The following is a 12,299-nucleotide window of genomic DNA, read 5'->3' as shown; positions in this document are numbered from 1 at the left end:
ACGAAATTTATTCCTTTGCCTGGAGAATGTTGTCTTGCAGTTCAATGCGCCTGATATCACCCACGACGAAGATGTACGAAAGCGCGCCGACCAGCGTGACAGCCGAGATGAAGGCCAACGCGTAGACGAACGAACCCGTCGCGTTGACGATCAGGCCGATCACCAGCGGCGTGACGATCCCCGCTGCATTGGCGAACAGATTGAAGATGCCGCCGCTCAAACCGAGCAGACCCTTCGGTGCGATGTCCGAGACGATCATCCATGCGAGCGCCGACATCCCTTGAGCAAAGTAGGCAACGCAAAGAATCGCGATGACGGTTGCGGTGGACTCGACATAGTTCGCAAGGACAATGCTCGACGCAGCGAGCAGACCCACGATCACCGGCAGCTTGCGCGACCAGTTCAGAGAGATGCCCCGGCGCAGCATGGCGTCGGAGATCCAGCCTCCCGCGAGCGTACCCACCGAGGCGGCGATGAACGGCAGCACCGCGATCAGCCCGACCTTCAGCCACGGCATATGACGCTCGGTGACGAGGTAAGTCGGGAACCACGTCAGAAAGAACACGTTGGTCGAATTGCAGGCGAACTGGCCGAGACAGATGCCGAGCATGCTGCGCCGCTTGAGGAGCGCGCCGATGTCGGACCAGCGAAAGTGCGTGGCCTGCTGGCTTCCGTCGACCACGCCGCCGCCATCCGCGATGTAATCGAGTTCGGCGCGATTCGCGCGCTTCGACTGATGCGGCTCGTGAAAGCGCATGAGCCAGATGCCGCCGAACACGACCCCGACCGTGCCGACGATGCCGAACAACGCGCGCCATCCATAGCGTTGTTCCAGCCAGAACAGAAACGGACTCAGGAAAGCGAGGCCGACGTATTCCGCGAACGTGTAAATGCCGGTTGCGCGGGCGCGCTCGCTCTGCGGAAACCAGATCGCGACCACCCGGCTGTTAGTCGGAAAACACGGCGCTTCGGCAATGCCGATCAGCAGACGCATGATCAGCAGCGACACGAAGCCCGTTGCCAGGCCCTGCAATCCCGTGAAAAGAGACCATAGCGTGAGCGCGAAGAAGTAAGTCCAACGGGTTCCCACGCGGTCCAGCATCACGCCGCCGGGAATCTGCGAAGCCGTGTAGGTCCACGAGAACGCTGAGAAGATCACACCCATCAGCGCCGGATTCAAGCCGAGTTCGTGACTCATGCTCGGCGCGGCAATCCCGGCGACGCTGCGGTCCAGATAGTTGATCATCGTGCCGACCGCCAGCAGCGCGAGTATGCCGAAGCGGGCGCGGGTCCGCCGCGCGGTCGTGGCAACGTCGATTGCCGCGACTCCAGACTGAGTTGCGTGATTCATCGTGTCTCCATCCTGTCTGCTCGTGGCGCGCTTCGCGAGCCGCCGCTTGCCCGTGGCTCGTTGCCCGCTTCGCAGGCGCTGTTCAGATCGTGCGGTTTGTGCGCGTTACGCAATGCGGGAGACGGGCTCCCGTTGAGCAGATACTAGATAGTTGCCGCAAGCTTGTCGTATGCCGAGTTTCAGCTAACCTATAACTTTTGGTTAATATCTCCGCATACGTTCTGGAGGATGCATGCGGTTCAAGCTCAGGCAGATGGAAGTGTTTCGTGCGGTCATGCTGACCGGCTCGATCAACGCAGCCGCGAAGATGCTCTACGTGTCCCAACCGGCTGTCAGCAAGCTCGTCTCCCACACGGAGACCACCTTGGGGCTGCGCCTCTTTGAACGCACGAAAGGCCGGCTGATACCGACAGCGGAAGCGCAGGCGCTATTCAGGGAAGTGGAGCAGGTCTATCAGGCGGCGCTGAGCGTCGATGAATTCGCGCGGGCGCTGGCGCTTGGGCCGGCGAGCCTGTTGCGGGTGTCGTGCAGTCCGTCATTGGCGACGTCGATCGTCGCGCCCGCCATCGTCGAGTTGAAACGGCAGTTGCCGGGGCTTAGCGTGGATTGGCACACCACGCTGATGGCCGACATGCCGCTTGAAGTGTTGAGCAAGGCTGTCGACGTGGCGGTCACGTCGATGCCGATCGAACATGAGCACCTCGACGTGGTGCCGTTCATGCGCGGCAGAATGGTCTGCGTCGTGCCGCCTCTTCATCGTCTCGCCGCGCCCGAGCCCATTGCGCTGGCCGACCTGATCGGCGAGCCCATGATTCTCTTCAGGCGCGACATTCCGTTCGGCACGATGATCGCGCGCGCATGCCAGCAAGCCAATGTCGAACTGCAATCCGTGGTGGATGTCACGCGCGCGGACCAGGCGCTGGCCCTGGTGAAAGGCGGACTCGGGCTCGCTATCGTCGACGAGTTTGCCGCGGAAGGTCAGGGCTTTATCGTCCGTCCGTTGATCGAGGAACTCGAACTCGTCTCCACCTTTGTCTATTCGAAGTTCTCCCCGCCTTCCCGCAATACTGCTCTGTTGATGCATGCGGTCTACAAGCAGGCGCAACGCATCAACCGGCAGATTCCGGGTGCGTCGCTGCCGGACTAGAGCAAACCCGCGAAGTGCAGCATGACGAACGTCACGGCGCCGCCCGCTATCAACACCAAAGCGTTGATTCGCGTCGTCATCACCAGCACCGTTGCGATTGCCGCGGTAAGCCACGCTATCCAGCCGCCGTCGAGTTGTTTCATCAATACGTAGACGGCGGCCAGAATGAGACCGGCGGCGACGGGCCGCAGGCCCGCCTGCAATGCGTTTAGCCAGCGGGCGCCTTCATGTCTGTTCCACACGTGCACGACACCGCACATCAGGAACGCCGTTGGCCCGAACAAAGCCAGTGTCGCCACGAGGGCTCCGCCAAAGCCGCCCACCTGCCAGCCGATCAATGTCGCCAGCAGCGACCCCGGCCCCGGCGCGAGCCGCGCAATCGCGAAGTCGCTCAGGAATTCGGCGTGCGTCATCCAATGATGCACGTCGACGACCTGCCGTTGGACCTCGGCAATGATCCCTTGCCCGCCGCCGACCGTCACGATCGAAAGCGGCGCGAAAACCGAAAACAGTGCGATGAGATTTCTGGACACGTGATGTGGCTTTCTGAAAGTTGCCCGACTGTCGTTATTGCTGCCGCGGCGAACGGACGTATTCGTAGCCGACGCTCAGGGCGCCGGCTATCAACACGGTCCACACGAGCGACGCCCTGAATAACGCCACCGCCACGAACGTCGCGATCAGCATGAGATACGAAAAAACACGCCGCGGCAGCCTGCGCGCGGCGGTGATCGCCATCGCCGCGGATAGGCCGATCGCACCTGCCGCCGCACCGGCCAGCGCGGTATGCGTCAGCGGAAGATAGGCGATGGCCGAGAAGAATGCGCCGAGCAGCACGATCAGGACGGCCGGCGGGAAAATGATTCCGCAAAATCCGGCCAGCGCCCCACGCCAGCCCAGCAAACGATAACCGATCCAGATGGCAAGGTTCTTGACGTTGACGCCTGGCAGCGCCTGCGACAACGCCAGTCCGTTGAGGAACTCATCCTCGCTCAGCCAGTGCCGGTCGTGCACGAACTCGCGCAGAAACCAGCCGCTCAATCCGCCGCCAAAACTCGTGAGGCCGATGCGGGAAAAAATAAGGAACAGACCTAGCGCGGTCACCTTGCCCGGCGCACGTCCGCCGCCTTGCCCGATATTCTCGTGCGTCGATGCCGGGTCGAGAACCTCTTGCCCGTTGGTGCCTTTGACCAATGCTCCCTCCTTACGAACTGTGTGGCATAGCCGGTGAATCCTGGCGCGTCATTAGCGTCGTTGCGGCCACAACGACGCTGTTAGCCCGGTTTGCCCCGAGTGCTAAATGATAGCTGCAATAAGCCGGCCTATTTCACCCATCATGCAACAACGCCAAAGCTTCGCCGCCTGCGCGTCAATGCATACAGTTTCCTTGACACCCGTTCAGGACGGTATTTAATTCCACTATCTGCCGGCCGGCCCACAACGTAGAAGTACATTTACCTGCTGTTGCCGGAAATCCAATTTCGCACCGAGCGTGATTTTCACTTCATGCGGCGCCGTCGTTCGACTGACCGCCAGACCTTCCGATGCCGTGATCTCGCCGTGACGGGATGCATCCGCTGCGAATCGAGCCGCTTAACGAGCAGTCAACGCTGGAGACGTGCCATGAGCCCGACAATCGATCGACAGTGGAAACGTTGGGGCGCAATCGCGAGTGCCTGTCTGCTGGTATCGTGCGGCGATTCGCTCAATTCGAATCCGACGGTCCCCGATTCGATCATGCAGGTGATGCAAAAGCCGATCTACCAGAACTCGACCTGGTCGATGCAAGTGGTCGATCTCGACTCGGGCCATGTGATCTACGACATGAACTCGAGCACACAAATGCTGATCGGTTCGGTGCGCAAGCTCTTTTCGGTCGGCTCCGCGTTGAATCAACTGGGTGCGCAGCATCAATTCGTCACGCCGGTCTATCGGCAGGGTACGGTCAATGCGAGCGGCACCCTCACCGGCAATCTGATTCTGCTGGCAAGCGGCGATCTGACGATGGGCGGCCGAGCCAATCCGGACGGCACGATCGCCATCACGAACTTCGATCACAACGAGGCCAACTCACTGGGAAACGCGATACTCGCCACGCCCGATCCGCTCGCCGGCTTCAACTCCCTCGCGGCGCAGGTGGCGGCTACGGGCATCAAAACAATCAACGGCGATGTCGTGATCGACGACCGGCTTTTCGAGCCCTTCAACTTTCGCGACGAATTCAATGTGCGGCCGATCTTCGTCAATGACGACGTGGTCGACGTCACACTGAACCCGAGTGCCGAAGGCTCGGCCGTTCCATTCGACTGGCGGCCCAAAACGGCCGCGTTCAGCGTGCAATCCACGCTCGCGACGGGCAGCGCGGCCTCGAAGCTGGATATCGAACTCGCGCCTGAACTGCCGCCGTGCATCGGCTCGCCAGGTTGTGTGGGCAACATAGCCGGTAACGTGCCGGCCGGTTTCGTGCCGCCACTGACGAACGCCTACCCGCTGATCCGCACGTTCCGCGTGACTGAGCCTTCCAATTACGCCCGCACGGTGTTCATCGAAGCGCTGGTGCGCGCGGGTGTCACGGTCACGGCGGCGCCCGTCGCCGCCAATCCGGTTCAGTTGCTGCCCGCGCAAGGCTCGTATTCGAGCGCGACGCAGGTTGCGCAACTCACTTCGCAACCGTATGAGCAATACGTCAGATACATCATGAAGGTCAGCTATAACATCGGCGCGGATACGAGCCTCATGCTGTTCGGTCTTGCGAACAACAACGCCACGACGCTGACCGGCGCGTTGGCGGCAGAACAGAGCGAGCTGTCCACCACGTTCAAGATCCTGCCGAGCCAGTACCACTTCATCGACGGCAGCGGCGGCGGCGACTCGACTGCAAGTGGCGCGGCGGTCATTGCCATGCTGAGAGGCATGAGCACGACGCCGGTCTTTTCGCCCTACTTCGACGCGTTGCCGGTGCTGGGCGTAGATGGATCGCTGGCTACCATCACTGACTTCGAATCCGATGCGACGCTCGCGGGTGCGAAAGGCCAGGTGCACGCGAAGACCGGCACTTACGTCACGGAAAACCCGTCCGCGCCGTCGCTACCGTTCCTGAGAGGACAATCCCTCGCCGGCTATATCGATGCAAAAAGCGGCCACCGGATCGCATTCGTGCTGACAGTGAACAACGTTCCTATTTCGGGCATCAGCGACGTGCTATCGGTCTTCCAGGACGAAGGCACGATTTCGGCGATGCTCTGGAAACTGCAGTAGCGCGGCGGCGCGGCCTGTCTGTCGAGAGCGCGTTCCGATACACCGTGTAGTTTGGCCGGCTGCTCATCACGCTGAGCAGCGTCGCGGCGGTGCGTGCCGTCGCGCGGCTGTCGGGTGTGCCGCTGCCATTGGTCGGAAACCTGAAGGATTCCCTGACCCAAAGTTCAGCATCGACCGCTCTCATTTTCTTGATCTCCTGACAGCACCACGAAAACTGGCCGCATACGATGAACGCACGCCGATCGTCCTTCATCCGAGTGCTGCCATGGTGCCCTGTCTGTCCGAAAGAGAAAACTCGATCGAGCACGTCAACGCAATGTGCTTGCACCTCTTCGACCGGTGGTGCGAAACCAGAAGCGTCGTGCCACTGACGTATCTGTTAAGAGGCTGGCCGATGATGAACAGCGACCCCGAGACCCTTCGGCGCCTTGGAACCGAGTTACGCGAGCTAAGACGGCAACATCTGCACGACTCCAACGATGCGGCCTTTCAGGAAGTCTGCGAGCTATCGGACTGCGTCGAGGATCTGCTGATTCTGTCGACTCTGCCAACGTGGCTGACGAGCGGCTGGTAGCGCGAATGCAAACGTGGGAGGACAGCGTGCATTTCAACGAAATCAGTGACGAAGAGTGGCTGCTGCTCGCGCCCGTTCTGGCGGATCCCCCGATTGTTCACCGGCAGCGCGGCCGGCCACGCGCATCCGTTCGCGTCGTGGCGAATGCCGTGCTGTGGGTACTGACAACCGGCGATTCCTGGTCTATGTTGCCGAGCTACTATCCCTCGGCACCGACGTGCCGGCACCGCTTCGAGGCGTGGCGTTCGAGCGGCGCCCTCGCGGAGATGTACCGGATTCTTTCGAGCACCGGACGCAAGTTTCGGTGCGGTCCGCAACTGACACTGGAACGCCGCGATGCCCTGACGCGCGGCATCGATCGCCAGATTCGGGACGAAGGTTTTCGCCGGGTATTCTGGAGAGATCAGGCGTCGTGGCAGACACCGCGCGAGACATGGCAGTCATCCCGAACGGCGGATACGTCCAGGGATATCGCGCGGCAACTCCCGAATCCCGTCAACTCCGCGCATGCCGTACCCGAGCGGATCGAGTCCCGCGCACCGGTGACACCCCTTCAGTCCATTCATCGAACGGCGTCACCGTGGATGGGCCTTGCGTCGAAAGGACAAACTGAATGCGACCCGCGCGGCTACATCATCTACATTGCCGCCGACCGGCTGGCGAACACCCGTTTCCGAGGATGGGCCGAGATTGTGCGTGATAAAAGGCGAGTCGCGCGTTCCGGACTGATCGGTCCGAGCTTCAAAAACTGCGAGATGGCACAGCAGTACGCGCTCGAATGGGCGCGGCGATGGATCGACGAGGAAAGCGGTGAAGACAACGACGACGCCGACCTGAACAACGGCGTCCTGCAACAAAAAGCACGCTCCGGGTGAGCAAACGCATCGACGCGGCGGATGCCCCGGCGCGACTGACGCTTCAATGCACCACACCGAAGATCGCGTTGACGCCCTCCGCGGGCGTCAGACCCACATCGAAATAACCTTCCAGCCTCGAAGCGGTCGCGTCGTCGAGTATGAAAGGCGGCCGGATGAAGCCGGTCGCGAATGCGTGGTCGTACCATTCGCTCAACCACGCGCGCAATTTCGTTTCGTGCCCTGACAGTGTCCCCAGGTTGTCTGCGTTCATCGATGATCTCCTTTGTCCGGCCTCGGTCACGTCACCCGACGAGCGGCTCGAAGCTCATTCTGCACAGGTTCTTTGCCGGCGGAAAGACGTGCCAGGTACCGTCGTCGTGCCGGAAAAAGAACAGCAGGATCGGACCGTCCGGACGCCTGATCTCGACGCATACCCGGCAAGTCAGACCGTCCTGCGAACCATGCAGCGTGAGCACCCGGACCGGCAGCGTGCCCGCCGTTGCCAATAATTTCTCGCGCAGTCCGCGTAGTGAGCTTCTCGTCGCATCCACATCTGCCCCCGCACCTCAGGTTCCCATTTGACAATCGTGGGACAACGGCGAGGATTCTTCAGTCAGCAGCGCCGGATTGTTGATTCGGGAAACGCTGCTTCGAGCCTCAGGATTTCCCTAACGGCTCCGTCACTCCGTGACCAGACCGTGCCTGATCGCATACCGGATCAGCTCGGCGTTGTTGTTGAGGCCGAGTTTCTGCATGAGACGCATCTTATGGGTGCTGATGGTCTTGGCGCTGAGCGAACACGACTCGGCAATCTCGTTGATGCTTTGACCGGCGGCCAGCATCCGCAATACCTGAAACTCACGGTCGGACAACACTTCGTGCGGTGGGGCGTCGCCGGAATGCGTTTCGAAGACCATCGCGTCGACCAGTTTCGGATCGATGAACCGCCCGCCGCCCGCCAGCTTGCGGATCGCCGCAAGCAGCACGTCCGGATCGCTGTCTTTCGTCACATAGCCCGTCGCGCCGGCGCGCAGCGCGCGCGACACGACCTGTGCCTCGTTGTGGATACTGAGCACGAGAATCGGTAAAGGGGGCTGCTCGGCACGTACGCGCCGGATCAGATCGACTCCGCTGATGCCGGGCATCGTCATGTCCAGCAGCACGAGATCGAACCGCCTCGCGCGCAGCCGATCGAGCACTTCCGAACCTTGCGCGGCCTCGGCGGCGACGACGATATCCGTGGTCGTCGCGATAATCTGTTTCAGGCCGCCACGCACCACGGCGTGGTCATCAGCAATCAGGACGTCGATCATTTTCTGCCCCGCCTGTAAGCGGAATGTGAATGGAAATAGCGGTGCCCATGCTCTGCGCACTGTCGATAGTCATCGCGCCGCCGATCAGGCGGGCGCGCTCCTGCATGCCGAGCAGTCCGTACGAATAGCCCATGCGCGCCATGCCTGGATCAAAACCGCAGCCGTCGTCGCTCACGTGGAGTTCGAGCGCCGTCGCCGTGCTGGTCAGCGTCACGTCGGCCCGCGTCGCATGCGCGTGGCGCCCGACGTTGGTCAGCGAAGCCTGAACGATACGAAATACGGCTGTGGCACAAGCCTCCGGCAACACCGGTTCGCCTCCGTTGATATGCAACTGGCAAGGAATGCCATGGCGTCGCATGAAGTCCTCCACGAGCCACTCCAGCGCCGACACGACCCCGAAGTTCAGCGCCACCGGCCGCAAATGGTTCGCGACATTGCGTACCATCCAGATCGTCTTTTCGACCAGTTCCCGCATGTCCTCGGCTTTGCGCATCGCGTCCGGATCCTTGCCGAGGCGCATTTTCAACAGCGAGACGTCCATCTTCAGGGCGGTCAGCAACTGGCCGAGTTCATCGTGAATCTCCATGGCGATACGCTTGCGCTCTTCCTCGCGAATCGCCTCCATATAGGCGGACAACTCCCGCAATTGATTGCGCGATTCGAATAGCTCCTGCTCGATACGCTTGCGCGACGTAATATCGCTCAGGCCCACGTAGATCGCCGGCGCGTCGCCGAACGTCGCCACGCGCGCGGTCGCCATGGCCCAGAACACCGAGCCGTCCACGCGCTGCATCTGGACTTCGCTATTGTTGAAACTGCCCTCCGTGCGCAGATGCGACACGAGCCGGTCACGGTCGCCCGGATCCACATAGAAATCGACGATATTGGTCAGCGTGCCCATGCCCGTATCGATACCGAACAGTTCTCGCAGCGGTTCATTCGCGTACAGGATGACGCCTTCGGGCATCGACGTGATGCACAACGGGATCGGGCTGGTTTCGACAATCGTGCGAAAACGCGCTTCGCTCGCCTGCAATTTCGCTTCCGCCCGGCGGCGCTCGTCGACCTGAGCGGAAAGCCTCGCGTTCGACTCCGCGAGTTGCCGCGTGCGCTGCTCGACCTGCTGCTCCAGTGCATCGCGTGCGCGCGACAATTCGGCCTCGGCCTGGTGGCGCACCGCCACCTCGTTCAGGAGCTGGCGGTTCTGCACGACAAGCTGCCGGTGCATCACACGCAAGGCGAGATGGGTCTCGATGCGCGCCATCATTTCATTGACACGGACGGGCTTCGCCACGTAATCGACGCCACCGGCCGAGAAACCCTCGACCATGTCTTCCGCACCCGTCAACGACGTCATGAAAATTACCGCGATATCGCGCGTGCGCGCGTCCGCCTTGAGTCGCCGGCAGGTCTCGAAGCCGTCGATACCAGGCATCTTCACATCGAGCAGGATCAGATCGGGCTGGGAAAACAGCGCGCGTTCGAGCGCTTCTTCGCCGTCGAGCGCAACGAGCACCCTAAAGCCGCGATCCGTCAGGCTCTCCACGACCACGCCGAAATTCGCCGGCGTGTCGTCCGCAATGAGGATCGTCGGCCGTTCGCCGGCCTCCACGTTGGGCTCGTTCATGGCTTGGGCTCGACATTCAGATGCCGCTCGACGAGATGGAGTATGGCTTTCGACTGGTAGTCGCGAGCGAGCGCGCAGAGTTGCGCCGTGAACGAGCGATAACGCGAATCACGCGCCGCCACGCTCTCGGCCCAGACGATGATTTCATGCATGTCGCCAAGGCGGGCAAGATGATGCAGTTCTTCCATCTGTTGCCGAGGCACGGCCGCAAGACTGATTTCGGGTGTAGCAGTGCGAGTGGACAGCGCCGGCGACGTAAGGGTCCACTTCAGTCCGAGCAGCGTGGCGATCTCTGCCAGCAGCGCTGCGAGGTCGACCGGTTTGGACAGGAATGCGTTTGCCCCCGCTTCAATGCTCATCGCCCTGTTGACGCCGGATGGGCTGGCGGACATGGCAACGATCGGAACATCCGCGAACTCCTGCAATTGACGCAGGTTGCGTGTCAGTTCGAAGCCGTCCATTTCGGGCATCACGATGTCCGTGAGAATCAGCGCCGGTCGTTCGCGCTGCGCCTTCTCGAGTCCGTCGCGACCGTTTTCCGCCTCGACGGTATCGAAGCCGAGACGGCCTAGCAGATCCACAACGATCGCGCGATTGACCTCGACGTCGTCGACGACCAGCACCTTCCTGCGCGGCCCCTCATAACCCGTCGCCGTGAACGGGAGCGGCGCAGGGCCTGTCGTCTTGCGCAACACGGGTGTCGCGCTCGCTGCCGGCAGTTCGAAGCGGAAAGTACTGCCCTGCCCGATTTCGCTTTTCACCTCGATCTCGCCGCCCATCGCGCGCACGAACTCGCGGCTGATGGCCAGACCGAGGCCGGCCCCGCCTGCTCGCCGCTCGGCCGCGCCCAGTTGCTCGAATGGCTCGAAGATCGTATTCAACTGATCGTGGCCAATGCCGATCCCCGTGTCGCGCACGTCGAAACGGACGCGGTTCGACTCGGACCTCGAGATATGCAGGCCAACGCAACCCGAATCGGTGAACTTCACGGCGTTGGCAAGCAGGTTGAGCATGACCTGCCGCAAGCGCCGCTCATCGGCACGCACGCCGACGGGCGCATCCCCGGCAATTTCGCAGATGAAGTCGAGGCGCTTCTGCTCCGCTTTCACGTCGATGATGTCCCGAATGACATCGACAAACCCTGCCAGCGGCACGTCGCCGATTTCGACACGCAGCTTGCCCGCTTCGATTCTCGCGAAATCGAGCGTGTCTTCGATCAATGTCAGCAGATGTTCGCCACTATGGCGGATGGCCGCCACGCGTTCGCGCTGCCGCTCGCTCAGCGTGGCATCGCGCTCGAGGATCTGCGCGTAGCCGAGAATGCCGTTCAGCGGTGTCCGCAGCTCATGACTCATATTCGCGAGGAATTCACCTTTGGCCCGATTGGCCGCTTCCGCCAGATTGCGTGCTTCGCGCTCGGCCGCCGTGTCCTGCTCGTCGCGATACGCGCAGTACAGCCGCGCGCCCATCGCGTTGAATGCGGCCGCCACGCGATCCAGTTCGTCCGGATCGCGCCGTTTGCGTCGCTGGAGACTGAACGGCTGGGGCGGTTCACGGAAATCGTAGTCTTCCACCGTGCGCGCGATGGCCGCGACGTGCCGCATCACAAGACGGGACAGGATGTAGACGATGAACAGCGAGACGAGAAAAGTGTTGGCAGCCTGAGTGACAAGAATCATCGCGGCGGTTCGCATCAACTCATGGTAAAGGTCGAGCAGCGTCGCCTCGACGTAGAGCTTGCCGATCTCGCGCTCTTTGCCCTGCACGCTATAGAGGAGCGGAAACTCGCGGGCAATCACGGGACCGGCTGAGCGCTGACCGGCGCTCAGGTACGCAGATTGACTGTCTTTCCCCGTCTCGCGGATTTCCACGGCACGAATGTCCGCGAGACGCAGAATGCCATTCAACTCCAGTTGCAGCTGGGCACCGTCCAGGCGCCAGAGCGCTTCCGCGAGACTGTCGCGATTGCTGCGGTCAATGTCCGCAAGGCGATTTTCAATCTGCTCTACGCCCCGGTAGTAGTCGCGGTAAAGCTGCAACCCGGTCAACAACACGGTGACCACGCAGCTGACGAGCAGTACCGTCACGAGAAGCCGCGACACAAGGCTGCTCCTGAAGCTGCCGATCAAACTCCACCATGCATCGAACAGGTTGTGCTTCATACATCCCCGC

Annotated in this window: 11 protein-coding genes; 3 read left to right on the top strand and 8 right to left on the bottom strand. The window is 61.6% G+C overall.

The window, feature by feature from the left end; translation table 11 throughout:
* Positions 1–7 precede the first annotated feature (7 nt).
* Complete coding sequence (locus tag PQR32_RS18435) at positions 8–1,351, bottom strand: MFS transporter (RefSeq protein WP_408229687.1); 1,344 nt, start codon at positions 1,349–1,351, stop codon at positions 8–10.
* Positions 1,352–1,583: 232 nt separating this feature from the next.
* On the opposite strand from PQR32_RS18435, the gene PQR32_RS18430 reads away from it, so the two are divergent.
* Positions 1,584–2,498, top strand: a complete 915-nt coding sequence (locus PQR32_RS18430; protein ID WP_408229684.1) for a LysR family transcriptional regulator — start codon at positions 1,584–1,586, stop codon at positions 2,496–2,498.
* On the opposite strand, the gene PQR32_RS18425 is transcribed toward PQR32_RS18430, so the two are convergent.
* Both PQR32_RS18425 and PQR32_RS18420 read right to left on the bottom strand, forming a co-directional pair.
* Complete coding sequence (locus PQR32_RS18425) at positions 2,495–3,031, bottom strand: chromate transporter (protein WP_408229681.1); 537 nt, start codon at positions 3,029–3,031, stop codon at positions 2,495–2,497. The genes PQR32_RS18430 and PQR32_RS18425 overlap by 4 nt on opposite strands.
* Before the next feature lie 34 nt (positions 3,032–3,065).
* The gene (locus tag PQR32_RS18420; protein ID WP_408229678.1) at positions 3,066–3,692 is read right to left on the bottom strand and encodes a chromate transporter; all 627 of its coding nucleotides are present in this window, start codon (positions 3,690–3,692) and stop codon (positions 3,066–3,068) included.
* 429 nt (positions 3,693–4,121) lie between these two features.
* On the opposite strand from PQR32_RS18420, the gene PQR32_RS18415 reads away from it, so the two are divergent.
* Positions 4,122–5,756 carry a D-alanyl-D-alanine carboxypeptidase/D-alanyl-D-alanine-endopeptidase gene (locus PQR32_RS18415; protein WP_408229675.1) on the top strand — a complete coding sequence of 545 codons (1,635 nt, stop codon included), beginning with the start codon at positions 4,122–4,124 and terminating at the stop codon, positions 5,754–5,756.
* 600 nt (positions 5,757–6,356) lie between these two features.
* Entirely contained in the window at positions 6,357–7,205 is an 849-nt protein-coding gene (locus tag PQR32_RS18410) for a DUF6566 family protein (RefSeq protein WP_408229672.1), read from the top strand.
* Between the two features lie 43 nt (positions 7,206–7,248).
* Here the strand turns inward: PQR32_RS18410 and PQR32_RS18405 are convergent, their stop codons facing one another.
* From PQR32_RS18405 to PQR32_RS18385, 5 genes are all read right to left on the bottom strand, one after another.
* Positions 7,249–7,458 (bottom strand): hypothetical protein, encoded by a 210-nt coding sequence (locus tag PQR32_RS18405; protein WP_408229670.1) that lies wholly within the window; start codon positions 7,456–7,458, stop codon positions 7,249–7,251.
* 31 nt (positions 7,459–7,489) lie between these two features.
* Positions 7,490–7,693 (bottom strand): hypothetical protein, encoded by a 204-nt coding sequence (locus PQR32_RS18400; RefSeq protein ID WP_243658557.1) that lies wholly within the window; start codon positions 7,691–7,693, stop codon positions 7,490–7,492.
* A 174-nt stretch (positions 7,694–7,867) separates the two neighbouring features.
* Positions 7,868–8,500, bottom strand: coding sequence for a response regulator (locus tag PQR32_RS18395; protein WP_106312758.1), 633 nt, complete (start codon positions 8,498–8,500; stop codon positions 7,868–7,870).
* Entirely contained in the window at positions 8,478–10,127 is a 1,650-nt protein-coding gene (locus PQR32_RS18390; protein WP_408229667.1) for a response regulator, read from the bottom strand. Before PQR32_RS18390 ends, PQR32_RS18395 begins: the two co-directional genes overlap by 23 nt.
* The gene (locus PQR32_RS18385) at positions 10,124–12,289 is read right to left on the bottom strand and encodes an ATP-binding protein (protein WP_408229664.1); all 2,166 of its coding nucleotides are present in this window, start codon (positions 12,287–12,289) and stop codon (positions 10,124–10,126) included. Before PQR32_RS18385 ends, PQR32_RS18390 begins: the two co-directional genes overlap by 4 nt.
* Between the last annotated feature and the right edge of the window lie 10 nt (positions 12,290–12,299).

It is taken from the genome of Paraburkholderia dipogonis (assembly GCF_046027395.1).
GTDB classification, from domain to species: Bacteria; Pseudomonadota; Gammaproteobacteria; order Burkholderiales; family Burkholderiaceae; genus Paraburkholderia; species Paraburkholderia dipogonis_A.
The sequence above is the reverse complement of the archived record's forward strand: the minus strand, read 5'-3'. Positions and strand labels throughout refer to the sequence as shown.

What these genes read in the sequence shown, in the direction of transcription:
- PQR32_RS18435 (WP_408229687.1), bottom strand. Translation starts at nt 1,351, where the DNA reads ATGAATCACGCAACTCAGTCTGGAGTCGCGGCAATCGACGTTGCCACG.
- PQR32_RS18390 (WP_408229667.1), bottom strand. Translation starts at nt 10,127, where the DNA reads ATGAACGAGCCCAACGTGGAGGCCGGCGAACGGCCGACGATCCTCATT.
- PQR32_RS18395 (WP_106312758.1), bottom strand. Translation starts at nt 8,500, where the DNA reads ATGATCGACGTCCTGATTGCTGATGACCACGCCGTGGTGCGTGGCGGC.
- PQR32_RS18385 (WP_408229664.1), bottom strand. Translation starts at nt 12,289, where the DNA reads ATGAAGCACAACCTGTTCGATGCATGGTGGAGTTTGATCGGCAGCTTC.
- PQR32_RS18415 (WP_408229675.1), top strand. Translation starts at nt 4,122, where the DNA reads ATGAGCCCGACAATCGATCGACAGTGGAAACGTTGGGGCGCAATCGCG.
- PQR32_RS18430 (WP_408229684.1), top strand. Translation starts at nt 1,584, where the DNA reads ATGCGGTTCAAGCTCAGGCAGATGGAAGTGTTTCGTGCGGTCATGCTG.
- PQR32_RS18405 (WP_408229670.1), bottom strand. Translation starts at nt 7,458, where the DNA reads ATGAACGCAGACAACCTGGGGACACTGTCAGGGCACGAAACGAAATTG.